This window comes from Muricoccus vinaceus (genome assembly GCF_042433125.1).
GTDB classification, from domain to species: Bacteria; Pseudomonadota; Alphaproteobacteria; order Acetobacterales; family Acetobacteraceae; genus Roseomonas; species Roseomonas vinacea.
In genome coordinates this window covers 12880-37068 of sequence record NZ_JBHLVZ010000003.1, presented here as the reverse complement: position 1 = coordinate 37068, position 24189 = coordinate 12880, and the positions used below count along the sequence as shown (strand labels likewise).

General features: G+C 67.0%; 23 protein-coding genes and 1 pseudogene. 14 read left to right on the top strand and 10 right to left on the bottom strand.

Going from position 1 to position 24189, the window contains the following annotated elements:
- The first annotated feature begins 121 nt into the window (after nucleotides 1-121).
- The 7 genes from ACFFIC_RS06315 (at nucleotide 122) to ACFFIC_RS06285 (ending at nucleotide 6367) form a co-directional block, all read left to right on the top strand.
- Nucleotides 122-805, top strand: coding sequence for a haloacid dehalogenase type II (locus ACFFIC_RS06315; RefSeq protein WP_377049320.1), 684 nt, complete (start codon nucleotides 122-124; stop codon nucleotides 803-805).
- Nucleotides 802-1605 carry a hypothetical protein gene (locus ACFFIC_RS06310; protein WP_377049319.1) on the top strand — a complete coding sequence of 268 codons (804 nt, stop codon included), beginning with the start codon at nucleotides 802-804 and terminating at the stop codon, nucleotides 1603-1605. The genes ACFFIC_RS06315 and ACFFIC_RS06310 overlap by 4 nt, the downstream gene beginning before the upstream one ends.
- 332 nt (nucleotides 1606-1937) lie before the next feature.
- Nucleotides 1938-2663 (top strand): haloacid dehalogenase type II, encoded by a 726-nt coding sequence (locus ACFFIC_RS06305; protein ID WP_377049318.1) that lies wholly within the window; start codon nucleotides 1938-1940, stop codon nucleotides 2661-2663.
- Nucleotides 2650-3840, top strand: a complete 1191-nt coding sequence (locus tag ACFFIC_RS06300) for a CaiB/BaiF CoA transferase family protein (protein WP_377049317.1) — start codon at nucleotides 2650-2652, stop codon at nucleotides 3838-3840. The genes ACFFIC_RS06305 and ACFFIC_RS06300 overlap by 14 nt, the downstream gene beginning before the upstream one ends.
- Nucleotides 3837-4886, top strand: coding sequence for a zinc-dependent alcohol dehydrogenase family protein (locus tag ACFFIC_RS06295; RefSeq protein ID WP_377049316.1), 1050 nt, complete (start codon nucleotides 3837-3839; stop codon nucleotides 4884-4886). The genes ACFFIC_RS06300 and ACFFIC_RS06295 overlap by 4 nt, the downstream gene beginning before the upstream one ends.
- A 30-nt stretch (nucleotides 4887-4916) precedes the next feature.
- A complete protein-coding gene (locus ACFFIC_RS06290; protein ID WP_377049315.1) occupies nucleotides 4917-5363 on the top strand; it encodes a PaaI family thioesterase in 447 nt (148 codons plus the stop codon).
- Nucleotides 5364-5419: 56 nt separating this feature from the next.
- On the top strand, nucleotides 5420-6367 hold the full coding sequence (locus tag ACFFIC_RS06285) for a Bug family tripartite tricarboxylate transporter substrate binding protein (protein ID WP_377049314.1): 948 nt from the start codon (nucleotides 5420-5422) through the stop codon (nucleotides 6365-6367).
- Nucleotides 6368-6417: 50 nt separating this feature from the next.
- On the opposite strand, the gene ACFFIC_RS06280 is transcribed toward ACFFIC_RS06285, so the two are convergent.
- Nucleotides 6418-7323: a LysR family transcriptional regulator gene (locus ACFFIC_RS06280; RefSeq protein ID WP_377049313.1), complete on the bottom strand. Its 906-nt coding sequence runs from the start codon at nucleotides 7321-7323 to the stop codon at nucleotides 6418-6420.
- Nucleotides 7324-7440: 117 nt separating this feature from the next.
- On the opposite strand from ACFFIC_RS06280, the pseudogene ACFFIC_RS06275 reads away from it, so the two are divergent.
- From ACFFIC_RS06275 to ACFFIC_RS06260, 4 genes and pseudogenes are all read left to right on the top strand, one after another.
- Nucleotides 7441-8061, top strand: a pseudogene (locus ACFFIC_RS06275) (MFS transporter); the annotation flags it as partial.
- Nucleotides 7970-8720, top strand: a protein-coding gene (locus tag ACFFIC_RS06270; RefSeq protein WP_377049312.1) for an IS5 family transposase whose coding sequence is annotated in 2 segments (ribosomal slippage) — nucleotides 7970-8251 and nucleotides 8253-8720 — 750 coding nt in all. Because the reading frame shifts where the segments join, the coding sequence is not laid out codon by codon here. The pseudogene ACFFIC_RS06275 and the gene ACFFIC_RS06270, both read left to right, overlap by 92 nt.
- A 144-nt stretch (nucleotides 8721-8864) precedes the next feature.
- Entirely contained in the window at nucleotides 8865-9788 is a 924-nt protein-coding gene (locus ACFFIC_RS06265) for a tyrosine-type recombinase/integrase (protein ID WP_377049311.1), read from the top strand.
- 5 nt (nucleotides 9789-9793) lie between these two features.
- Nucleotides 9794-10990 carry an IS91 family transposase gene (locus ACFFIC_RS06260; protein WP_377049310.1) on the top strand — a complete coding sequence of 399 codons (1197 nt, stop codon included), beginning with the start codon at nucleotides 9794-9796 and terminating at the stop codon, nucleotides 10988-10990.
- Nucleotides 10991-11478: 488 nt separating this feature from the next.
- On the opposite strand, the gene ACFFIC_RS06255 is transcribed toward ACFFIC_RS06260, so the two are convergent.
- The 3 genes from ACFFIC_RS06255 to ACFFIC_RS06245 form a co-directional block, all read right to left on the bottom strand.
- The gene (locus ACFFIC_RS06255) at nucleotides 11479-12435 is read right to left on the bottom strand and encodes a Bug family tripartite tricarboxylate transporter substrate binding protein (RefSeq protein WP_377049309.1); all 957 of its coding nucleotides are present in this window, start codon (nucleotides 12433-12435) and stop codon (nucleotides 11479-11481) included.
- A 231-nt stretch (nucleotides 12436-12666) separates the two neighbouring features.
- Nucleotides 12667-13653, bottom strand: a complete 987-nt coding sequence (locus ACFFIC_RS06250) for a Bug family tripartite tricarboxylate transporter substrate binding protein (protein WP_377049308.1) — start codon at nucleotides 13651-13653, stop codon at nucleotides 12667-12669.
- A 70-nt stretch (nucleotides 13654-13723) separates the two neighbouring features.
- Nucleotides 13724-15541 carry an NAD(P)-binding domain-containing protein gene (locus ACFFIC_RS06245; protein ID WP_377049307.1) on the bottom strand — a complete coding sequence of 606 codons (1818 nt, stop codon included), beginning with the start codon at nucleotides 15539-15541 and terminating at the stop codon, nucleotides 13724-13726.
- Nucleotides 15542-16172: 631 nt separating this feature from the next.
- Here ACFFIC_RS06245 and ACFFIC_RS06240 point away from each other — a divergent pair.
- On the top strand, nucleotides 16173-17015 hold the full coding sequence (locus ACFFIC_RS06240) for an IclR family transcriptional regulator (protein WP_377049306.1): 843 nt from the start codon (nucleotides 16173-16175) through the stop codon (nucleotides 17013-17015).
- Between the two features lie 497 nt (nucleotides 17016-17512).
- On the opposite strand, the gene ACFFIC_RS06235 is transcribed toward ACFFIC_RS06240, so the two are convergent.
- The 3 genes from ACFFIC_RS06235 to ACFFIC_RS06225 are packed head-to-tail and all read right to left on the bottom strand — an operon-like array spanning nucleotide 17513 to nucleotide 18801.
- Nucleotides 17513-18115 (bottom strand): nitrile hydratase subunit alpha, encoded by a 603-nt coding sequence (locus tag ACFFIC_RS06235; RefSeq protein WP_377049305.1) that lies wholly within the window; start codon nucleotides 18113-18115, stop codon nucleotides 17513-17515.
- A complete protein-coding gene (locus tag ACFFIC_RS06230) occupies nucleotides 18116-18484 on the bottom strand; it encodes an SH3-like domain-containing protein (protein WP_377049304.1) in 369 nt (122 codons plus the stop codon).
- The gene (locus ACFFIC_RS06225; protein WP_377049303.1) at nucleotides 18481-18801 is read right to left on the bottom strand and encodes a nitrile hydratase; all 321 of its coding nucleotides are present in this window, start codon (nucleotides 18799-18801) and stop codon (nucleotides 18481-18483) included. Before ACFFIC_RS06225 ends, ACFFIC_RS06230 begins: the two co-directional genes overlap by 4 nt.
- A gap of 373 nt (nucleotides 18802-19174) precedes the next feature.
- Here ACFFIC_RS06225 and ACFFIC_RS06220 point away from each other — a divergent pair, with 373 nt between their 5' ends.
- Nucleotides 19175-19459, top strand: a complete 285-nt coding sequence (locus tag ACFFIC_RS06220; protein WP_377049302.1) for a hypothetical protein — start codon at nucleotides 19175-19177, stop codon at nucleotides 19457-19459.
- Nucleotides 19460-19495: 36 nt separating this feature from the next.
- Here the strand turns inward: ACFFIC_RS06220 and ACFFIC_RS06215 are convergent, their stop codons facing one another.
- Entirely contained in the window at nucleotides 19496-19759 is a 264-nt protein-coding gene (locus tag ACFFIC_RS06215) for a helix-turn-helix domain-containing protein (RefSeq protein ID WP_377049350.1), read from the bottom strand.
- A 298-nt stretch (nucleotides 19760-20057) separates the two neighbouring features.
- Here ACFFIC_RS06215 and ACFFIC_RS06210 point away from each other — a divergent pair, with 298 nt between their 5' ends.
- Nucleotides 20058-21641, top strand: a complete 1584-nt coding sequence (locus ACFFIC_RS06210) for a hypothetical protein (RefSeq protein ID WP_377049301.1) — start codon at nucleotides 20058-20060, stop codon at nucleotides 21639-21641.
- 344 nt (nucleotides 21642-21985) lie between these two features.
- On the opposite strand, the gene ACFFIC_RS06205 is transcribed toward ACFFIC_RS06210, so the two are convergent.
- The gene (locus ACFFIC_RS06205; RefSeq protein ID WP_377049300.1) at nucleotides 21986-22642 is read right to left on the bottom strand and encodes a hypothetical protein; all 657 of its coding nucleotides are present in this window, start codon (nucleotides 22640-22642) and stop codon (nucleotides 21986-21988) included.
- A gap of 325 nt (nucleotides 22643-22967) precedes the next feature.
- Nucleotides 22968-23429: a hypothetical protein gene (locus ACFFIC_RS06200; protein WP_377049299.1), complete on the bottom strand. Its 462-nt coding sequence runs from the start codon at nucleotides 23427-23429 to the stop codon at nucleotides 22968-22970.
- Nucleotides 23430-24189: the final 760 nt, after the last annotated feature.

Genomic DNA, 24189 nt, shown 5'->3' with positions numbered 1-24189 from the left:
ACCGTACCCCAAACCAGACCCTTGCCAAGCAACGCCGCCTTGCTCATCGCCTGTCAGCCAACCTACCCTTGGCCGCCTGAACGGCGCAGCAGGCTATCTCAACATCCGGACGCACTACACGATGATCGAGCCTCTGACCGGCATCCGTGCCTGCGTCTTCGACGCCTATGGGACACTTTTTGACTTTGCCAGCGCTGCGGCAGGTTGCGCGGATGTGCTGGGTGCGCAGGCCGGGCCGCTCACCACACTCTGGCGGGACAAGCAGTTGCAATACAGTTGGCTTCGTGGCCTGCAGGGCCGCTATGTCGACTTCTGGCAGGTGACCGGCGACAGCCTTGACTTCGCGCTCGAGACGCTCGGCCTTACTGACCCGGCGTTACGGGAGCAGCTAATGAGCCTCTATCGCCAGCTGCATACCTTCCCAGAGGTCCCGGTGGTGCTGCACAAGCTACGCGAGGCCGGCTTCGTCACCGCGATCCTCTCCAACGGCTCGCCGGACATGCTGGGCAGTGCCGTGCAGAGCGCCGGGATTGGCGAGCACCTTGATGCCGTACTGTCAGTCGATGAGCTGCGCACCTACAAGCCCGATCCGCGCGTCTATCAGCTCGCCGTCGACCGTCTTGGTGTCCCGGCGGAGGCAATTGCCTTCCAGTCCTCCAATGCCTGGGATGCCCATGCGGCAGCCGCCTTCGGAATGCGCGTGGTCTGGTGCAACCGCTACGAGCAGCGGCGTGAGCGCCTTCCAGGAACCCCGGTGCGGGAGATCCGAAGCTTGACCGAACTGCCCGCCCTGCTGGCACGATGATGGGTCTGCCCGAGGTCCGCGAGAGCGAGGCTTCGCCCGAGGTTGCTGCCATCTATACCGAAATCAGGACTGTTTCTGGCCTCCCGCTAGTCAACCTGATCTGGCGTCATCTCGCCGCGCTCCCTGGGGTGCTGCCCCCGGTCTGGAGCGCGGTGCGGCCGCTCGTCGCCTCAGCAGCCATGGACGCCGCGCGCGGTAGGCTGGCGGCGGCCATTCCCCTTCCTGCCGGCGGCACGGCCGACTGGCGGTCGGCCGGCTGCAGCGAGGCAGACCTGGAGCGGATCAGGGCAATCCTGGGTGCTTACACGCGTGGAAATCTTACAAACCTCCTGGCGCTGACAGCCCTGCGCATGCGCCTGACCAAGCCGGAGGCCCCTGCAGCCCCACTGCTCCAGCCCGGGCCCGTTCCGGACGCGTCAACCGCGCTCGATGTCCTGCCAAGCCTTGCCGATCTGCCGCCGCGGACCGCTGCCGATGTGCGTGCTCTGGCTGCGCGGCACGGCGTTCCGGACGGCGTCATCCCGAGCCTCTACCTGCACCTGGCGCACTGGCCTGGCGTGTTGCGTGCCATGCCGGACTGGCTCGGCCCGCTCTTCGCGCCGGGTGACCTGGAAGACGCTCGCAACGCAGTGCGACAACTGGCGGAGCAGGAAGCCGCCTTGTTGCTGCCGGGCGAGTTTGTCCTGCTCGCTAGCACTCAGAACGCGGTTCGAAGCGTACTCGACGAGTTCACCGGTAAGGTTATTCCTGATCTACTGCCGGTCTGCCTCAGCCTCGGACGACTGTGCCGTTCTCCATGAGTGAGCCGAAGGCAAGCACTGTTCGCGTCCTTGGCCATGGACTGCACCGTCCGCTCCGTAGTCCAAGGATTGAGCCGCTCCGGACAAGGATCTTGAGCATGCATAAATGCCGCCGTCGCAACGCCAGTGGAACTGCGGTGTCCGGTCGAGCCGTTGCCTAACGTAGCCGTCGATGCGGCCTTCGGCGGCGCTCACGGCAGCACGACATGTTCGAGGAGGTGCGCAGTTTGCCTATATTATCATAAAAGTCAATAGTGTCAGTCGGTTTATCCATTTCACGAGTTGAATAAGCTTCTGCATGGTCCTGTCAGGGAATAGCCAGGAGCAGGAAGATGGCCGACGTCGCGACGCTGAGGAGCCGGATCAAGATCTGCATGTTCGACCAGTACGGTACGGTCGTGGACATGCAGGGCGGGCTGCGCGAGGCGGCCACGCCATACCTTCAGTCGAAGGGGTGGATGGGCAATCCGAACTCCTTCGTCACCTGGTGGCGTCGCACCCACTTCGAAAATTCTATGATCGATGCGCTGCTCCACCGCGAGCACATGCGCTACCGCGACATTGGCCACCTCTCGGTGGACCAGGTCCTGAACCGCGCCGGCATCGAGCACAGCCAGGAGGAGGTGGAGACCCTCGTTTCTCACATCGAGCGGCTGAAGTGCTTCCCCGAGGTGCCGGAGGCGCTCGCCCGGCTGCACCAGAGCTTCAAGCTCGTGGTCCTTTCCAACGGCGATCCGGACATGTTGGAGGAGGCCAAGAAGCATCACGGCATCCCCTTCGATCAGGTGATTTCGGTGGCCGCCGCCGGTGCCTTCAAGCCGCATGTTTCGACCTACACCAAGGCGGCGGAGATCTGCGGCGTGGCGATGGACGAGATCCTATTCGTCGCGAACCATGAGTTTGACTGCGTTGGCGCCAAGGCCGCCGGGATGCGCGCCGCCTTCATTGACCGGCGCCGGCGCCCCTTCGCCAAGTGGCCATATCAGCCTGATCTGATCGTCGGGAGCATGACCGAGCTGGTCGACCTGCTGGTGGAGCGGGCGGATGCGGTGGCCTGAGGCGAACGGCCCGGCTCCGCTCGGCGGGGTGAGGGTGCTTGACCTCACCCGCGTTGTCTCCGGCCCCTTCTGCACCATGCTGCTGGGCGACCTTGGGGCCGACGTGGTCAAGGTCGAGGAACCGGGCAACGGGGACGAGAGCCGTCGGTACGGCCCGCCCTTCCAGGGCGGCGAAAGCAGCTACTTCCTCTCGGTCAACCGCAACAAGCGCAGCATCGCCCTGGACCTCAAGAGCAAGGAAGGCCGCGAGACGGCCCTCTCGCTCGCTGGCCAGGCCGACGTCGTGGTGGAGAACTTCCGTCCCGGCGCGCTGGACCGGCTGGGCCTGGGCTGGGACGTCCTGAGCGCGGCCAACCCGAGGCTCGTCCTCTGCTCCATCACCGGCTTCGGCGGTGAAGGGCCGGACGCGCAGCGACCTGGATACGACCTCATCATCCAGGGCGAGAGCGGGCTGATGGGCATCACCGGCCTGCCGGACGGGCCGCCGACCAAGGTGGGCACCTCGGTCGCGGACCTCGTGACGGGGCTCTACGCATCCCAGGCCGTGCTGGCCGCACTGCGGCGGCGGGACGCGGCGGGCAGGGGCGGCCGGGTCGAGGTGTCCATGCTCGACGCCCTGGCTTCGCTCCTGACCTTCAACGCCGGGATCTACTTCACCACTGGCCGCAGCCCGGCCCGGCGCGGAAACGCGCACGCGACCATCGCGCCCTACGAGACCTTCGAGGCGTCGGACGGCTGGATCAACATCGCCGTCGCGAACGACAAATTCTGGCGCCTCTTCTGCGCCGCGGCCGAGTGCCAGTCCTTGGAGGCGGATCCCCGCTTCGCGACGGCACCGGACCGGGTGACCAACCGGGATGCCCTCATCAGCGCGCTCGCGCCGGTTATCGGCGTTCGAACGGGACAGGAATGGCTCTCCCTTCTCTCGAAAGCCGGAGTTCCCTGCGGCCTCATACGCTCCGTGGGCGAGGTCTGCGAAGCGCCCCAGCTTCTCGAGCGCGGCATGATCTCGACGGTTGAGCACCCCGCCGCTGGCCCGGTCCGCTACATCGCGTCGCCCGCGCGCTTCGATGGCCAGCCCCTTCCTCCGGCCGCCCCGCCGCCTCTGCTGGGGCAGCACGCAGCCGACATCATGGCAGACTGGCTTGGCCGGACAGACCGGGAGGCTGCGGAGTGAAGGCGGTCTACTTCCTCGGCAATCGCCAACTCGAGCTTCGGGATGTGCCGGACCCAACGCCGGGCCCTGGAGAGGTCATCCTCGAGATCAGGGCGTCCGGCATGTGCGGCAGCGACCTGAAATACTACCGCGCGGCAGATGGCGCCGCCTCCATGGGGCTGGGCCGCCGCTCCGACGAGCCGGTCATTGCCGGGCATGAGCCTTGCGGGATTGTCGCCGCCCTCGGCCCGGGCGTGTCCAGTCCCGTGGCCCGGATCGGCGCCCGGGTGATGAACCACCATTATGCCGGCTGTGGCTGCTGCTCCCCCTGCCGGAGCGGGTGGACGCAGATGTGCGACGATGGCTCGACGACCTTCGGCGCCAACGGAGACGGCGCCCACGCGCGGTACATGAAGGTACCAGCAGAGTCCCTCATCCCCCTGCCCGATGCTCTCTCCTTTCGGGCTGGGGCGGCGATCTCCTGCGGCACCGGGACGGCCTGGGGCGGGCTGGACCGGCTCGGCCTGCGTGGCTCCGAGACCATCGCCATCTTCGGCCAGGGGCCGGTGGGGCTCAGCGGCACCCAGCTTGCGTCGGCCATGGGCGCCCGTGTCATCGCCCTCGATATCGACCCGGGCCGTCTCGCCCGCGCTGCTGAGTTCGGCGCGGACGCCACGGTCGACGCCCGCCGGAACGACGTCGTGGAGGCCATCCGCGACCTGACCGGCGGTCATGGCGCGGACTGCACGATGGACTGCACGGGGGCTGCCGAAGCGCGCTCCGCCGCCATCCGCTCCGCCCGAAAATGGGGGCGGGTCGTCTTCCTCGGGGAAGGCGGGACCGTCACGATCGACGTCAGCAACGAGATGAACCGCAAGCAGCTTTCGATCTTCGGGAGCTGGACCTTCAGCCGGAACGGCCAAGCGGACTGCGCTCGCTTTGTCGTGGAGAGGGGCCTCGATGTGGACAGCCTCTTCACCCACGAATGGCCGCTGGAGCAGGCAGAGGAGGCCTACCGGCTCTTCGACACCCAGACGATGGGAAAGGGCCTCCTTGTCCCGATCTGAACCGAACCCGAGCCCAGAGGGGCCAATGCCATGAGCGGACGACATGCCGCAGCCGGTGCCGCCGCGCGCCTTGCCTTTGAGCGCGCCGCGGGGAGCGACCGACAGGTGTTCGGCGACTTCTTCATCAGCCGCTTTCTCGGCTTGGAGATCGAGCGCGCGCCCGACGCCTGCACTGTTGCCTTTCAGGCGGAGGACTTCCTGACCAACCCGCAGGGAACGCTGCACGGCGGGATCATCGCGACGGCCCTCGACATTGCCATGGGGCACCACCTGGAACATCGGCTCGGACCGGGCGCCACCCTGGAGTTCAAGGTGCAGTTCCTCGGTGCCGTTCGGGAGGGCCGCGTGACGTGCCGGGGCGAGATGCTCCGGGCGGGGCGCAGCATCTGCTTCCTCCGCGCCGAGGCCCGCGACGCATCCGGCGAGCCGGTCGCCCATGCCACCTCGACCTGGAAGCTCCTGCCGAAGAAGCCCTAGCGGCCGCGGCAGGCCGAAGCAGCAACAACGGAGGAACGTCGATGAAGCTTCTGTCCTTGGCCACCCTGGCGGCCAGCCTGCTGGCGTTGGTCGTGCCAGCGCGCGCCGACTGGCCTGACCGCCCGGTACGCATCGTGGTCCCCTACGGTCCGGGAGGCGGCGTTGACTCCTTCGCCCGGCCGATTGCGCAGCGCCTGACTGAACAGACCGGCCAGAGCTTTGTGATCGACAACCGCGCTGGAGCGGGCGGCACCATCGGCGTCCTCAACGCGGCGCGCGCTGCGCCGGACGGCTACACCCTGCTCGCGGGCGGCGTGCACCAGCCGATGGCGGAAGCCCTGTACCCGCAGCGGGGCTATCGCATTGATACGGACTTCATCCCGATCGGTATTACCGCCGTGGTTCCCAACGTGCTGGTGGTGAACCCGAGCGCGGGGCTGACGGATCTGCCCACCCTGCTGCGTCGTGCCCGGGAAAAGCCCGGTGAGCTGACCTACTGCTCCTCGGGAAATGGCACGTCACAGCACATCATCGCCGAGATCTTCCTCCGCGATACGGGACTGAAAATCGTCCACGTGCCCTACCGCAGCACCGCGCCGGCGATGAACGACCTCGTTGCCGGGGTCTGCCCCATGATGTTTGACGGGATGGGAACCTCCGCCTCGCAGCTCCATGGCGGGCGGCTCCGTGCCCTGGCCCTGACCAGCGCGCGCCGGTCCCCGCTTTTTCCGGAAATCCCGACCATGAAGGAGGCGGGTGGTCCGGAGATGGACGCGGGCACCTGGTACGCGCTTTGGGCCCCAGCTGGGACGCCTCCGGCCATCGTCGAGCGCCTTCGTGCCGAGGTGCGGCGTGCCGTCGCAGCACCTGAGACGGCGCGCCTATGGGCACAGCAGGGCGCCGAGCCGGGCAATGTCCCGGATGACCGGCTGGATGCCTTCATGCGGGAGGAGACAGCCCGTTGGACGGGCGAGGTGAAGGCACTGGGCCTGCGGGCGGAGTAGCCAGCGTGACACTGGAAGGCCTGGTTCTCCGGCATGTCGGAGCGGCTAGGTCAGATGGTGCGGCAGAGCGCGGTGATAGTCTCGCGGAGCCAGAGATGCGCCGCGCTGCCATCGTGGCGGCGGTGCCAGTACAGGCTCCAATCGAAGGGCGCGGACTCAAACGGCAGGGGACGCGCAACGATCCCGCCATCCCCTGTGAACAGGTCCGCCATCTTTCGGGAGACCACCGCCAGCAGGTCCGTTCCGGCCAGGGTGCGTGGCACCAAAAGCCAGTGAGGGACGGTCAGCATCACTTGCCGCTGCAGGCCCTGCTCTACAAGCACGCTGTCGACGAAGCGTGTGTCCGTCGGGCTCATGGCCACGCGCATGTGCGGGTGGCCCAGGAACCGCTCCAAGCTCAGGCGGCCCTTGGCTAGCGGGTGGCTGGCGCTCATGACGCAGCACATCCGGTCCTGAAACAGGGGAGCGGAGCGGATCAGGCGTGATGTGTTCAGCGCCATGCTGAGGGCGAGGTCGAGCGTATCGGCTTCCAGGGCCTTCAGCGTGTCCTCGGGCGAGATGTGCAGGATCTCCAGGCTCACTCCCGGCGCCGCATCCCGCAGGTGGGCGGTAATCCGAGGTAGGGCGAGGTAGCCGACAAGGTCCGACATCCGCAGGGTGAAGTGGCGGTCCGAGACGCAAGGATCGAAGGTGAGGTCGCTCACCAGCAGGCGTTCTGCCTGGCGTAGGATCACCTCCACCGATCGGCCGAGTTCCAGGGCCCGGGGGGTCGGCTCCATCCGGCCAGCCGCGCGGATGAAGAGCTCGTCTTGGAAGAGGTGGCGCAGGCGCGAGAGGGCATTACTGACTGCGGGCTGGCTCATGCCGATGTGGGTGGCCGCGCGGCTCACGTGGCGCTCAGCCATAAGGGCATCGAAGATGACCAGGAGGTTCAGGTCGACGGTCCGAAGGTTCATCGACAATCATTCATCTTCTGAATAGCGCTAGAGTAGGTATCCATTTTGGCCATACCAGAAGGTGGAGTACAATTCGAGGCGTTGAATGGTCACCGGAGACCCGGGCGTGGCCACACCGTGGAAGCGGCCACGGTGATCTCCGTGATCAGGTCCGTTCCCCTTCTGGGCGCCTGTGTCGAAATCGAATTCCAGGACATCACCGTGACCGTACCCGAAGCGACGCTGGCAACCGCTCGCGCCGGAGTAAGCCTTCCAGCCCTGCTGGCCGTGCTCGTCCCGGTCTCCATCTCGACCATCGACATTTCTCTCACCAACACCGCCCTCCCGACCATCGCGCGGGAGATCGGCGCGGCGAGCGCGACCTCGATCTGGGTGGTCAATGCCTATTACCTCGTGGTGGTGGCCGCCTTGCTGCCCTTCGCGGCGCTCGGAGAAATCTACGGGCATCGACGGGTCTTCGGCGCCGGGATCGCCGTCTTCATGGCCGGGTCGCTCGCATGCGGGCTAGTCTCGTCGTTGCCCACGCTGGTCGGAGCCCGGACCCTGCTGGGCCTTGGCGCAGCGGCCATCGCTGCGGTGACCCCAGCCCTCATACGCTACATCTACCCACCCGAGCGGCTCGGGCAGGGCCTCGGCATCTACGCGCTTGTGGTCGGGATTGCCTTCACAGCCGGTCCGACCGTCGCCTCCGCCGTCCTGGCGCTTGCCAACTGGCCGTGGCTGTTCCTCGCGAACGTGCCAGTGGAACGCGCTGCGGGAGACGAAGCTCTGCTCGTCTTCCTCGGCTCACCGCCGCTTCCAGGAATGGACAGAGGCCGGGGTGTTCGAGGCGTTCTGGCGCAAGGGCCTGCTGGCCTACGACAGACTGCGGGGCATCGACTGGGATTGGTTGGCACTCGACGGCGCCATGGGCAAGGCGCCGCTGGGTGGGGGGAAAAACCGGGCCCAATCCCACGGATCGCGGCAAGCGCGGGGTCAAGCGGTCGGTGCTGACCGACGGACGCGGCGTCCCCCTCGGCACGGTGATCGACGGGGCCAACCGGAACGACCACAAGCTGATGCGCGAGACCCTGCAGGCCATCCCAGTTCGGCGACCCAAGCCGACGCGCCGCCATCCCCAGCACCTCTGCCTCGACAAGGGCTTCGACTATGACGAGCCCCGCGCCTTGGCCAAGGAGTTCGGCTTCACCCTGCATCTGCGGACACGCCGCGAGGAGGTCAGGGCCAAGCGTCACGCCAGAGCCAAGGCCAGGCGCTGGGTGGTGGAGCGCACGCATTCCTGGCTGAACCGCTTCCGCTCCATCCTGATCCGATGGACCAAAAAGCCAAACAACTACTTCGCCCTGCTTCACCTCGCCTGCGGCATCATCACATGGCGTCACGCCCTACCGGGATAAGTTCTTAGCGGATTTTCCCGACGCTTACCCGAACAGCCAGGTTTGGCCGAGGAACGAACCCGCTATCGCGGGATTAAGCGCATGAATTGAGCGGGCCCAGGCCCGAGCCGACGCTGGGAGCTCCCCTAACCCGAGGAGCTCCCGATGACCCATCTCCCTCCTGCAACCTCCGGCACCCTGCGTGAGCGCTTCGCCGCTGACATGGCCGTGCGCGGGTTCACCGAGAAGACCTGCAAGGACTACCTCCGTACCGTCGCGGGCTTTGCCGCCTTCCTGGAGCGTTCGCCCGGCACGGCGACGGCCGAGGACATCCGCCGGTTCCAGATCCGGCAGTCCGGGCAGGGCATGAATGCACCGGCCATGAACAGCACCGTGGCGGCCCTGCGCTTCTTCTTCAACCACACGACCGACCGGCCGGACCTGGCCCGCAAGCTGATCCGCCTGCGCTACCCGCGCAAGCTCCCGGTCGTGCTCAGCCCTGACGAGGCCGCGCGCCTGATCGCGGCCACGACCTGCCTCAAGCACCGGGCTGCGCTCTCGGTGGCGTATGGTGCCGGCCTGCGCGTGGCCGAGGTGGCGTCGCTCAAGGTCGGCGACATCGACAGCCAGCGCATGCTGATCGTCGTTGTGCGCGGCAAGGGCGGCCGGGGTCGCCACGCCATGCTCTCGCCGGGCCTGCTCGCCCTGCTCCGGTCCTGGTGGCAGGAGGGCCGGCGAGAGGGCGTTATGCGGCCCAGCGGATGGCTGTTCCCCGGTCAGGACCCGGCCAGGCCTATCACCACCCGCCAGCTCGGCCGCGTGGTCGAGGCGGCGGCGGTCGCGGCGGAGCTGACCAAGCACGTCAGCCCGCACACGCTGCGGCACAGCTTCGCCACCCACCTGCTTGAGGACGGCGTCGACATCCGCGTCATCCAGGCCCTGCTCGGCCATGCCAAGCTGGACAACACCGCCCTCTACACCCGCGTCGCGACCAGGACGGTCCGCACCGTCACCAGCCCGTTCGACAAGATCATGGCACGCCTCGAGCCTGGTGAGACCGCCGGAGCCGGAGCCAGTCCCGGCGGCTGACCGCCGTGCGCACCCCGCTCGAGGTCGCCGACATCCTCCGCCGACACGGCCCCGCCTTTCGGGCGGCCTATGCCGGCCATCTCAGCCTCGGCCAGCTCAAGGTCATGGCGGCCATCGAGGCCTGCCGCACCGCCGCGCTGGGCGGCCACGTCGAGGGCTGCCAGGACTGCGGCCACCGCCGGATTGCCTACAACAGCTGCCGCAACCGGCATTGTCCGAAGTGCCAGGGTGCCGCCGCACGCGAGTGGTTGGCCGCCCGAGAGGCCGACCTGCTGCCGGTCGGCTACTTTCATGTCGTGTTCAGCCTACCCGCCGAGGTCGCTGACATCGCGGCCCAGAACAAGGCGGCGGTCTACGACCTGCTGTTCCGCGCCGCGTCCGAGACCATGCTCACCATCGCCGCCGACCCGCGCCACCTCGGCGCCCGCATCGGCATCACCGCCGTGCTGCACAGCTGGGGCTCGGCGCTGACCCACCACCCGCACGTCCATATGATCGTGCCCGGCGGCGGCATCTCGCCCGACGGGCTGCGCTGGGTGTCGTCCCGGCCCGCGTTCCTGCTGCCCGTGCGCGTGCTCGGCAAGCTGTTCCGCCGCCTGTTCCTGACCCGGCTGGTCGAGCTGTTCGACGCAGGCCGGCTGCGGTTCCTCGGCACGCAGGCCGGCCTCGCCGAACGGCCGGCATTCCTGCGCCACCTGGCGCCGACCCGCAGGAAGCCCTGGATCGTCTACGCCAAGCCTCCGTTCGCGGGACCCGCGGCGGTGCTCGCCTACCTGTCGCGCTACACGCACCGGGTCGCCATCTCCAACCGCCGGCTGCTTGCGCTCGACGAGCGCGGGGTGACCTTCCGCTACAAGGACTACCGCCGCGAGGGCGCCGAGCGCTACCAGGTCATGACACTCGGGGCCGACGAGTTCATCCGCCGGTTCCTGCTGCACGTCCTGCCACGGGGCTTTCACCGCATTCGCCACGACGGCCTGCTCGCCAGCAGTGGTCGTCGCGACAACCTCGCCCAGGCCCGCGAGCTCCTCGCCGCACCGCCGCGACCTCCTGAGCCGGACGTGACGTCCGAGCCCTCGGACCATCGGCCGCCGTGTCCCTGCTGTGGCGGCCGCATGCTCATCCTCGAGACCTTCGAGCGCACCGCCCAGCCACGCGCACCGCCGCGGCCCGCATGCTCACCCGGACGAGGTTCGCCGTGACCCGGCACGGCCCGCTCAACCCCAGGATCGCAGCCCTGCTGCGGTCAACGGTGACCCACGACCCTCACCCGCCAGAAAGACCTGGACATGCGCGTCGCGGCGGTAATCCCGCACCAGCATCCGGTGCCGAGCGCAACATCGGGCACCGGCGTCGCCGCCGAAATCCGCCCGTCACCCTCCCGCAGCTGACCTGTCCAGCCCGGGCCATCCGCTAAACCCCCATACCAGGTGCCACCGGCCCGCGGGTTCGTTCCTCGGAGACTTTCGGACGCCTACGGCATCCGAAACCCTTCACGAAAGCGGAATGGCGGCTTTCGCGCCGTCGATGGGCCAAAGCCGCCGTTCGCTTGTTTCCACCACCCATCCGCTACGCACCGCCAGGATGGCGTCCCTGATGCGATGACGACGAGGTCACATGCTTCCAGCCTGCTTACGATGAAGCCGGCTTTGCCCTGTGTCCTCGCCCAATGATCTAGGGGCGTGTCTCGTTACTGGATCCGGATGCCGGTCTCCTCGACGATCGCCCCCCAGCGGTCCCGCTCCGCCCGGAGGAAAGCCGTGAACTCCGCCGGCGTGTTGCCGACCGGCTCAGCGCCGAGTTCGCCGAAGAGCTTGGCGATTTCCGGCCTGCGGATCGCCTCGGCGACGGTGCGGCCCCAGTAAGCGACGATGTTGTCCGGCGTCCCCGCAGGCGCGAACATGCCCTGCCAGATCGCGGCCTCCAATCCCGATACGCCCTGCTCGCCGAAGGTCGGCACGTCGGGGAGGGTCGGCGAGCGGCTCGACCCGCTCACGGCTAGGGGACGAAGCCTCCCATTCAGGACCATCTCCCGTGCCGAGCCGATGTCGGACATGCCGCAGCAGATATGACCCGCGAGCATGTCGCGGATCAGGGGCGGGCTGCTCTGGAACGGGACGGCTTGCCATTGCAGACCACCGGCCCGCTTCGCCAGCATCTCGCTGACGAGGTGGCTCGACGACCCGTAGCCGAAGTTGCCCATGTTGAACCGTCCGGGCGAGGCGCGGACGAGTTCGGTGAACTCCGCGAGGTTGCGGGCCGGTGTGGCGTCCGTCACCAAGAGGACGATCGCGGTGCGATGGAACTGCGAAACCGGCACAAAATCCGTAAACACGTTGTAGGGCTGGCTCCGGTCGATAAGCGGCCCAAGAAGAATGCCTGATATGGCGGCCAGAAGCGTCGTGCCGTCCGGCTTGGCCCGCGCGGCCGCCAGGATCCCGGCGATGCCGCCACCGCCGGCCTGGTTCTCCACGACGATGGTCGCGCCGGTGATCTCGACCATGCGCTGCGCCACCGCGCGAGTGTAGATGTCGGCGCCACTGCCGGGTGCGCCGGGCACAATCACGCGGACCGGCCGGTCGGGGGCCCAGGCAGCCCCGGTCGTTGCCGGCGCCTGAGCACGGACCGGTCCGGTCAGGGCCGCCATCAGGAACAGCCCCGTAAGCAGGCCTCGGCGTCCAATTCGTCTTATCATTTATGCTTCCTCCCCTGCTGGGCCTGCGGCTGGTTGCCGACCCTTATGCTTCGCTTCGCGGGGCGGGCGTCCGGTCGGCACCCGCGTCCACATGTTCCGAACCATTCCCTCCATGCCAGATCCCACGAGGCGCGGGGCAAGGCCGGGAATCATTCGCCGGCGCGACCTGCGCCGCTCGCGCCCTCAGCTATCCAAGGAAATGCCGAGCTGCCGTACCAGCGGCACCCACACCTCCCGAGTACGCCGGGAGAGTTCGCGCACCTCATCGGCACCACTGGAGAGGGGCGTGATGCCCGCGGCGGCAAGCCGCTGCTGGACGGATGCGGAACCCGTCACCTCGAGCAGACGCTCGCGCATCGGCGTCATGATGGCTTCCGGCGTGGATGCGGGCGCGACCAGGGCTTGCCAGGCATAGGCTTCGAAGCCCGGCAACCCGGCCTCAGCCGCCACCGTCGGAACACCGGGCAGCAGCGGCAAGGGTTCGAGTGCGGCTACGGCCAACGCGCGAATTCGTCCGCTGAGGATGAACTCTCGGCCCGGCGGCAGATCGAGGAACATCATGTCGACCCGCCCCGCCAGGAGGTCGTTCACTGCCGGCGCGGCGCCACGATACGCCACATGCACGCCGGTCGCCCCTGCCCGTTGCAGGAACAACTCGGCTGCGAGGTGATGCGGCGTCCCGATACCAACGGAGGCGAAGGTCATCCGCCCGGGGTCGGCACGGGCACGGTCGAGCAGCTCCCGGACGGAGCGAACCGGCAGATCGGGCCGCACGACGAGCGCCAGGTCGAGGCGGCCGATGGTGCCGATTGGCGCGAAATCGCGCTCCGGATCATAGGGGAGCTGCCGAAACAGGGCGGCGTTCAACGCCAGCGTACCGCTGTCGCCGGAGAGGACCGTGTAGCCGTCTCCTGGGGCCTTCGCGGCCGCATCCGCACCGATCACGCCGGATGCGCCGGGGCGGTTCTCGACGACGACCGGCTGGCGAAGGGAGGCGGAGAGCTCCTGCGCCAGGAGCCTCGCCATGAAGTCGCTGCCGCCGCCGGGCGGGTAAGCGACGATCCAGCGCAGGGGCCGACTGGGCCAGGTTTGCTGCGCACGTCCCCTGCTGGGCCATGCGGCGAGGGCGGCAACCGTGGCCGCCGCCATGATCCGTCTGTTCGTATTCATGTTCTCTCCCGGACCCTGTTGGACCATGTCCCCACCCTCAGACGGCGCAGGGTCGCCGGCGGGACGACGGCTACGCATCAATCCTCGCGTGGTCGCTCGCACCCTGCAGGGCCGGGAGCTTCCCGGTGACCCCTTCGAGCTCGGCCTTGATCAGCAGCGCCGTATAACGTGAGAGGGAGCGGCACATCGTGATCGTCCCGCCGGCAACGTAGAAGCCGGGCTGGTGCGTGGCGCCGAACATGTTGCGGAGCTCGCCATCCGTGCCGAGCCCCCATATCGGTCCGACACGCTCGGCGATCTCGTCCCCAAGCATCCCGCGCACGGCCTCCTGCAGCGGCTTCCAGCCTGTCGCCAGAACGAGCAGGTCCACGTCCATGCGCGAGCCATCGGAGAAGACGGCCTGCTTGCCTTCGAGGCGATCGAGTTCAACGCTAGACTTCAGCCCGATGCGGCCGTCGGCGATGAGGTCGGAAGCGCCGACGTTCAGGTAGTAGCCGCTGAGGCGCCGCAGGAGCTTCAGGAAGAAGCCGGTGTCGTCCTCGCCGTTGTCGAGCTTGAAGCCGACCTTCCGCAGCCGTTCGTGCAGGTCACGATCGTCGGATGCCATCTGCCGGCTCAAGGGTCCGTGCAGCCGGCGTACGAGGTCGTAAGGCACCGACGCCGCCATGAGATCAACGTCCTCGATCGGGCGGACGCCCTCGTTCGCACGGAAGATCTGGGTGGCCTTCATCGCGCTCGGCACGATGCTGGCAACTGTTGTCGAGGAGCGCTGAAGCATGGTGACCTCGGCGCCCCGCATGTAGAGGTCCTGCGCGATGTCGTGGGCGCTCGTGCCGGCGCCGATCACGAGCGCCGACCGGCCCTGGGTCGCCACGTCGTCCGTCCGGCCGCTCGAATGGATGACGGTGCCCTCGAAGGTCTCAAGGCCTTCAATCTCCGGGATGTTCGGCAGGCCGCTGACACCGATCGCCATCACCAGGTGGCGGGGCCGCATGACCCGCACGCCCCCGTCGATCGTCCTGAGCCGCACGGTCCACCGCCCCTCAGCATCGTCGTAGTGGCCGCCGAGGAATTCCGTACTCATCCAGATGTTGAGTTCCATTGCGTCGGCATAGAACTCCATCCAGTTCGCAAGCTTGTCCTTCGGCAGAAAGACGGGCCAGCTTTCAGGGAAGGACAGGTAGGGGAAGTGATTGCTGGCGATCTCGTTGTGGAGCGTGAGCGAGTGGTACCGCTTGCGCCAGACGTCGCCGACCCGTTCGTCCCGGTCCACCACCAGTGCGTCGACGTCGAGGTGCCGTAGCCGTGCCGCCAGCATGAGGCCGGCCTGACCGGCCCCGACGATGAGAACCTGCGGATCCCGATCGCGATAGGCGAGGTCCGCGCGGCGGCGGTCGAGCCAGTTGTCCGTCCCCTCATCCACCGGCCTCATGAACGTCTCATCGCGGTTGCCGCGCGACCGTTCGGGGAAGCCCTTCAGCGTGACCATGGCGGTCAGGAAGGTCGCCGCCCGGAGACCAGGCCGGCCCGGTTCCTCGACGAGCCGCAGGTGCCCGCGCGCGGTGGCAAGGTCGGTTTCGAAGGTGAAGAAGGCCTCGACCGTCGGGCCGAACTCCCCGAGGACGCCCGCCATCGCCTGCCCCTGCGGGCGGATGGTTCGCGGACGCATGGCTGGCCCGATGCCCCGAAGGCCGTCCTGCACTTCGGCATGGCCGTGAAACGTCCTGAGCGCCCAGGTCAGGGCGAGAAGATCGCGCCAGTAGCCATCGGGATGGAACAGGTGAGCGGGCGTCGCCGCGCCGCCCCCGGCGAGCATGGCTTCTAACTCTGCGAGCCAGGTCGTGACGACGCGATCGCGATCGTCCGCGGTCATCCCGGTGATGGTCATGTGCGGTGCACTCTCCAAGGTCGTCTCACCTTTTCCAGGCGGTGGCGGGCTGCTCACAGCGGCCCCGCCTATCACTCGGTCCGCCGAACCCTTCGACACCCCTATCTCGCGCGGAAGGGGGAGGCGCTTCGTCGGTATGCAGCCTTCGGTCAGCCCTGAAGCCTGTATGGACCGGTAATGACGGCAAGCGCGTATGCGAGGATGAGCCCGACCCACACGGAACCAGGGCAACCCGCCGGGCCTGCTCAACCGTCGAGCCATCCATAACCGTCGCAGTTGTCATAGTGGCAGAGCCCGGCGGGGAGCGTTTCCCTCTAAGCAAGCGCTTGCGTTCCTCGTTGTTCTGAAATATAGAACTTAACTCCAATATCCAGGACGCCGCGTCTGTCGTCAAGGTTTTTCACGAACACCGCCGGGCTGTGCGTCATACCGCGGTCCGTCGTTGGCAGCCGCGCCGGCGGTCGCGAACTGGTGTAGGTGTCGGCGTCGTGGTGAACCGATCCAGCAGGCCACGGAGAACTTTCTGCCGGCAATGCCCAAACGGGCCAGTCGCTCCGTGTCGCAAGCCTTCCACGCGACTGCGCAGCTCGGGACCTGATCATATCCTGTGAGAATCGCGAATGCTGTTCCGATGAAGCACCCCTCTGAACCATCTGTCGCACAAGCGCGCACCGGCACGGACCCAGCGCCCGGCGTAGACAAGACCCTGACGAAGGGCTTGCTGCTCATTGAGGCACTCTGCCGTAGCCCTCGGTCGCGCGGTGTCTCGGATCTCGCGAGCGAGCTTTCGCTCACGAAGAGCAACGTCCACCGGCTTCTTCAAACGTTGATCTCCAGCGGCTTTGTTTCACGGGAGGCCGGGAGCGACCGCTACATTCTGACCTCGAAGCTGTGGCGTCTGTCGCGCTTGCAGCGCCCGCACGATACCCTCGCCGCGTCGGTCCGCCCGCTGCTGAGCGAACTGGTGACCGTGACGGGCGAGACCGCTTCGTTCGCGATCGTCGAAGAAAACACCGTCATCTGGATCGACCAAGTGGAGACGCGGCATACCGTTCGCGTGTATTTCTCCGTGGGCGACTCTCACCCCCTCGACCAGATCGTGAAATCCGGTCGTGGCGTGGGCGCGTTCCAGCAGGTCGCCTACGCCTTCCGACCGGAGGCCGAGGTTCGGCGTTCACTAGAGGCGATCGGCCGCGATCTCGGCCGCCCAGCCGCCTTTATCGACGAGCAGGTCGCCCGCGTTCAGGCGGTCAGACGCGATGGGTACGCGGTCGTGGAAGGCGAATGGATCGACGGCGTGAACGCCGTGGCTGTGCCGGTTCCGGGTAGGGTCGGTGACCTCGTCGGTATAGTCATCAGCTTCGGTCCCGCTCATCGGCTGACGGGCGGTACTCTCGATCTCGTCCGGAGAGCGACATGCGACATGGCCGGCCGGCTGACCGACACGCTCTTTGGGGCCGGGAAATCGGAATGACGGGAAGGACTGTTCTGCTGGTGCGGGACGTGGCCTGCGGCCAGCTGGAAGCGCCCCTTTTGGATTGAGGACGCTGCCGCCTTATTGGACGGTTTCGGGGGCGTGCCTACCAACCCAGGGCCGACCACCCGCCGCAATCTACCCTGACGCGGGCCGTCGGAATGACCTGACCTTCCTTATCGGCTTGTCGCGCAATGATACTGCCGAGGTAGCCAAGCGGGACGGGCGGTGTCACGTCCGCTTCAAGGCACCCCTGCGACGGCGCAAGAAGTCCGTATTGGGCGCAAAGCCGCCATTGAGGCGATGCACGCCTATGTCTGCTTTCCACCCATCCCAGCTATTCGCAGTTAGAGATCCATGACCGCTTTTCCGCGTCCTGTGTCGTCGCCGGCTGGTGTGGGCGGGAGCAATGCTGCCATGACCGAAGCTGGCCAAAACAGAGGGACGGCAATAAGCCGGTAAACCTAAGCGCCGCCCACCGTGGCGCCATTCTGTTGCTAGGCAGCTTCGGCAGACGGCGGCGTTTGCGGCAGTGCGACGCCAACGAGCACGTCTCGCGTGATGATGGACGTGAGACGATCCTCCGACCAACCGTCGGTTCCGATGGGGCGCAGCGGCAACACCATCCAACGGTAATCGGCGGTGCTGTCCACCACACGGAGCTCCACCCCTTCGGGCAGGGCCGTGCCCCACTCGGCCAGCACGCCGCGCGGGTCGCGCACGGCTCGGGCGCGGTAGGCGAAGCTCTTGTACCAGTGCGGCGGGTAGCCGAGCACCGCGCGCGGGTAGCAGCTGCAGAGGGTGCAGACGACCAGGTGGTGCCGCCCCGGCGTGTCCTCGAGCACGCCGAGCGGGGGCGCACCAGCCATGGAGACGCCCATCACCTCTGCGGCGGCGGAGCCATCCGAGAGCAGAAGGCGGCGCCACTCTGGGTCGAGCCAGGCCCGGGCCACCATGCGGGCGCCGATCTCGGGGCTCGCGCGATCGGTCTGCGCTTGGCGGGCGGTCAGCTCCTCCTCGGTCAGGATGCCCTTTGCCTTCAAGGCGCCGATTAGCGCCTCCAGCCGGGCAGGAGAGTCGGGGCGAGCGGGCGCGCTCATTCAGACCGCCTCCTTTGTGGGCTCAGCAGGTTCAAGCCAGTGCTCGAAGATCTCGACCAGCACGTCGTCGCCGGGGCGTCCTTCTTGCCAGATCGGCTTCTGCTCAAACAGAACGTGGTAGAGCGCCCGCTTCGAGGCCGGACGTGCGAAGGCCAGATCCTCTGGGTTCGCGAAGCAGCCGAGAAGGCGGTGCACCGTGCCGGTACGCCCTCGCAGGTAATGTGGCGTACGGATGTGGCAGGGCCCGCGGCGCTCTGGCCAGTCGTCCCGAACCTGAACCCGAGTGCCGGGCGGGAAACGTGGCATGGCAGGGGTGGGCTCGCCGGGCGGATCGGAAGCGGCGGCGCTGGTGCCCTCGGCGGGGGTCATCGCAGATCCTCCACCCCGACGACGCCCTTCTCCACCATCAACGTGGTCATGGAGCGCAGCCAGCGCTCGTAATAGGTGAGTGTCAGGTACTCGTCTTTCGGGATGGCCTCGATCCCGCGCCGGAGCTCGTCCACGGTCATCAGCTCCTTCTGTGCAAGAAGCTGGCGAAGGGCATCCACGCGCTTGCCGAAGTCATCCGGCGGCGCCTCATCGCGCTCCACGGCTGTGCAGCGGAAGCGCGAGGCGCCACCCATGTCGTGCGTGGCGGGGATGGGCGACCCAGCTGGGGACCGGGTGTTGATGTCGGGGTCGCTCATCGTGGAAGGCTAGGACGGAGGGGCAAGGGCGTCCACTTGTCCGTCTCAAAGGGACTGCTCGCCCAGCTCCGCGGTACAGCGGCTGTGGCCCTGCAGGCGGGCCGCTGATGGCCGTCAGCGGCGAGGCTGCTTCGAGTGTACGGAAGAGGGGACACCACGCCGGACCTCGCTGGCCAGCACCTGATGGTGCGCGCCCGTCGTACCGCATACAAACGCCGATGCCCCGACCCGTAACGGCGCCCAAGGGGGCGAGGATGCCGCGCCGGATGCTGGTCACGCCAGGAAGCCTCTGCCGCCTTGCTCGGTACCTACGGCCGCGAGGGACACCGAAGCGCCCCTCGTCTCCCCGCGCAGCTATGCCCATCTGGAACGCATGGCCCGCAAAAACACCACTAACCCCTTCGCCGCTTATGCCTGGCTTGCGGAGGCCGGTTGGGTCTTCGCAATGCACAGCGCTCAGCTCTGGGCCAACCCCGCCAAGGCCAGTGCACGCTTGGCCGCCCTGGGAGCCGAAAAGCAAAAAGCCTTCGCTGAAGGCGCGATGAAGGCCAGCGCCGCCGCCATGCGTGGGGCAAAGCCGGAAGCCATCGCAAAAGCCGCCATGGCACCCGCCCGCCATCGTGTGCGAGCGAATGCGAGGAAACTTCAGAAGGGGTAGTGGGGAGAGGGGGGAAGAAGTCCCCGCGGCCTTCGGCTATCGAATTGGGGCGACCGGTGAAGGGCAACCACCCTCTTTGCACTCGTCATCCTGAGGACGCAGGAGTTCGAGAAAGGAAACCTCCAGGGCGGTGGCGATCTCCTGTAGCGTCACCACCGTCGGATTTCGTCCTCCTCGCTCAAGGCCGCTCAAGTACTGCTGCGAGAGGCCGGAACGCTCCGCGACCTCCTCCTGCGTCAGCCCCTTTTCCCGGCGAAGGCGCCCAAAGTTGCGCCCGACCAGCCGGCGTATGTCCTCCATCACCATGCGCGTAAGGCGACACAGTACGCCCGAAAAGTTTATCAACTATAATATGTAATCTGCCGGCTGCCTGCCCTGTGCTGCTGTATGATCGCGGGCAAGCAGGCAGAGGAACAGGCCACTGGCCGGCGCGGGTCCTAAGCCTGAGCCGTAAGGGCTCCACGCGGATCAAGCCGAGTGCAGGTACGGCCTCGCTCGCGGGGGTAGCTGCTGCCTGGAGGTAGCGGGCGCAACAGCAATCGACCCTGCAACCCATACCGCGCCGGGTCGCCGCCGTGCGGGAGATAGAGGAAGAAGCATGCCGGACGACAGGCTGGACAGAGCGAGCAGCGCGGCCAGTGATCCGCTCGTAGCGGCGCTGTTCGAGAGGGTTCGGCGCATCGCTGACGGCAATGGCGTCGCTGCCGCCGATATCCGCGCGCTGCGTACCAGCCGGATCGATCGCGAAGTTCGGCTACGCCTCCGGGTCCAACTTGGCTGGTGCTGGAGCGACGAAGTCGTACCGGGTCGCCTCGAGCCTAATGACGGATACCGGGAAGTGAGGGACGACGCGACGGCGCGGGTGGTGATGGAGCGTGAAGGCCGCGCGGCGGCCAGCGACCCCGTTGAGAGCGCCCATCTCCTCGCCACGTTACGCGCCGACCCGGTCGGCGCATTGGAAACCTTCAGCACCGCGGTCCGACGCGAGCAGCCGTTACGTACCAGGCTCTACTGCCACGAGATCTGCCTCCATTGCCGAAGCGAGAAGGGGACGCCATGCGCCTGCGGAGACGGAAAGGTCGACTGCCGGCATTGCGCCGCCAGCGGTCAGGTGTACTGCTGGCCCTGCAGCGCCAAGGGCTATACCGAGTACGAGCACGTCGGATACGGCGGCTTTACCTCATACTACAAAATCACCTGCGGCCTGTGCTGCGGCAGCGGCTGGGCGCCCTGCAATTCCTGTGATGGGGACGGCTGGTGGTACTGCCCGGGCTGTGGCGGGTCGGCTTGGCACGACTGTGAGCCCTGCGAGGCCTCCGGCTATTTCACCCGCCTCTTTCGCGGGTCGCTCACGATGGAGGCCGAACGATCGTGGTTGTTCGGCGCCGAGATCACTGGTTCGCTCCGGGCCGCCTTGGTGGGCACGCCTATGGCCCAGCTAGCCCGCGAGCACGCGCTTGAGGTCAGACTGACAGCGGCCGAGAGTGCACCGTCGGCCGCCTGGATCGATCTCTCGTGCCGAGTGCCGCACATCTGTCTGGAGGTCGGGCTCGGTAGCCACCGAGTGTCTCTGGAGGCGATCGGAGCAGCCGGGCACGTGCACACCCCTCCGCCCTTTCTTGATTGCGTGTTGGCAGTGGACCGGAACCCTGTGGGATGCTCGCCTACCGATATGCTTGCAGCAGCGCGACGCTCGCGGCTTGGACGCCGCCTTCTCGCGGAAGCCTCAACCAGCAGGAGCACGCCAGACGAAGCGATCGCGAAAGAATTTGAGGGAGCGGCCAGCACCGGCTGCATCCGCGAGTGGCGGGAGCGCTTAGGTCGCGCGTACGATGAGATCACCCGTGCCGCCGCCGCACGGGTCTGGCGGTGGCTCGGACCCACCGCCGTTGCCATGGCTGCGACCGCGTCCACTTTGGTCACGCCAGAACTCGCCACCAGAGTACTGAACCAACCAAACCTTGCCGGTTCTGCCGCGGTATGGCGTGCAGCAGTGTTGACTGGATCGGTAGCAGTCCCGATCGGGGCTGCCTGGCTCCTTGCCGCCCTTGCGGGCCTCATCGAGGCACGGGCCTCAGCGCATGCGCGAGCGACCAGGCTGCCACAGCAGGGAGCGAGGCCGTTCGTCTGGCTCGTGGCGGCGGCCGCTGCATGTGTGCTGGTGGGAGCAGTCCAGTTGTAGCTCCTGGATCATGGTGCCACGATCCACATTGCTGCTCACTGGGAGTGTCAGGCTTGAAGCCCTCCCGAGAACCGGCCGGTTCTGGCTGCAGGGACCTCCGACGGCGGTGCTCCGATCCAGGTGTGCTGTTCGGACCTGCCGCTCGCGATGTAACCCAAGCGCACCGCTCTTGGCGGTTCTGTATGCCTCCTCGCGAGCCTGACATCCGAAGCAGAGCAAAGGGGACGACGTCTGCCGCGGGTTCAACCTCTGTGCCACGGGTTAACGGGTGGGCGCGAACAGGTCTCGCGTAAACTTCCTGACAGGAAGGTCTCGGGCCAATGGCCGCGTTAACGCCGAGTGTGTCAGCACGAGGCATGGCTGTGCTGGCCGTGGCGCCAGGTTTCGCCCGCCTCTCCAGTCAGGATCGGGTTCCGCGAGCCCTGTTCTAAAAAGACGCGGCCGGAGCGGCGGAACGCTGTCGCCAGATAGCTACGCGCCACTGCCACACCGATGTAAGCCCCCGCCGTGTCGTCGAGCCACGTGGGATCCACGATGCGGCCGTCTTGGAGATCGAGCAGCCACGCATGCTCAAACGGGATTCCATCCGCCTCTGCCATGCCCTCGCAGTACGCGTAGCGTTCCGGAGCGCGCATGGCGACCTTGTAGCAATTGGCGTAGCAACGCCCAGGGATGCCGGCATCTAAACTCGATGGGCGGTCTTTCAGCTCGTAGTGCTGACCCTCGCGCAGCAGGAACTCGTACGTTGAGTGATAGCGGCGTCGCGCACGCCGAGTCGGCTCCGTCCCAGCGATCCAAACTAGGGTGTAGGCAAACTGCTCGGCCGCTGTGCCGGCAAAGCGGCGCGCCAAGGCCTTGTAGCTCGGACAGGCTGCCGCTCCGCCCGCGCCGCCACCTGATAGCGCCACGTGATCCAGGTCTTCCGGCCAAGCGAGGTGGCGCCGTTGGGGAGACCTGCCACTATCCGCGATCGTGTCGCCGCTGAGTACATCTTGTTCCATACCGAACCTCCATGCTGCGTCCGACGTCCTGCCCTGCAGCGCGAAGGGTCATCCGGCCCGAATGGTTAACGTGCAGTGTACAACGCAGAATCTTTCGCATTCGGACTAAACAGGCTCGTCCAAGCGCGGAGCCGAGGACCCGATCCGGTTACCCAGCCGCAACTCTCTTGCAGGCCTCGTGCAACTCACTTGAACGGAGTGACTGAGGAACCGTCCCACCTCACTCACGGGCTTGGTGCGGCAGACCACCCGTCCGGTGGCGCGCGAGGAGGCCCTTGCCCAGTCTGGCCCGCGACGATCGTCACAGATGGCAACGTCAGCCGCGTTATTTTCGTGCCCTCCGTCCGGCTTCACGCCGGCCCGGGCCGCCCAGCAACTGGCCTGGTGGGAACCATTCGGGATGCCCCGTTTCCTCGCTATTCACCTCGGCAGTGCCAACTCCGCCGGTACCCGCGAGTCCCCATTCGCGGGTTTGTGCACGGGTACGGGCATCAACGGCGTACAGCACCGCTCCGAGGTGATGGCGTCGGAGCCAGGCGCCGGTAAGCGCCAGGTGGTGGTTGCGGCCCACGCCCAGGGCCCCCAGCCGCTCGGCCATCTGGAACCAGTTTTGCTCGTGCGTGTCGCGCAAGGCGACAAAGAGATCCCAGCGACTGGCCAACCACTGGCCGACAGGCAAATCTGCACGCCAGCCCTTTAGAAGGGCGTCGGCGAACTCCTGATAGACGGCGTCAAGAGAGGGCGGGGCGACGGCGTGCGACACCGTGGGGGAGGTTTTGTTTTCCATACTTCAGCCTACCGCGGTTGCATGAAACCATCGCCGAAGATGACGCTTGGGGCGCATCAATCTTGCTCTCGGGGACAAGGTGATCTGCAGGCTGAATAATGCTTCTGCGTCCCGCAGACATCCGCTGCGACGGAGTAGGCAGCATCGAACTGAGCGTCTTGTGATCGCGTCCGAGTCGGTTTGAGGTTACACTCACTGCATGAACTCCGCAGCGCACATCTCAATATCATGCTCCGAGACGGCGCCCATCACACGCGCAGCCGCGGTCCTGCGCACCGAGGATATGACGACAAACTAGCAGCCCCGCTTTGCACCGGGGCCGCCACGAGGGCAGCTCCCGGATGGATCATCACCCCAGCCTTTCCACTCACCTGATCACGGGCGCGAGGAACGCTCCGCTGCTCGACCCGCGCAGCCCTGGTCTGCCCGCCGCTGTGGCAGCCAGCGGGCAGGGCCTTGGCCCGAGCGCCGGCATCGGAGCCGTACAGGCATGAGTGGCAAGCCTGTATGGCCTGAGATGCTCCCAGCTTCCCAGGCAGCCGCCCTGGCAACCTGGCGGCAACCACATCGCTGGCAGTCCGGTGAAGTGGAAGCATGGGCGGCTCTGCAGACGGCGGCCGAATGGCTGGGTTCAGGGGAGGCGACGGCCGCACGCCGATTGCTCCTCCACCACGACGCTGCAGCTGGCCGCTTCCTCGCGCGTCAGCTCGACATCGCGCATCCAGGTGGCGACCATGCCCCTTGCTGCCTCTGGCTCACC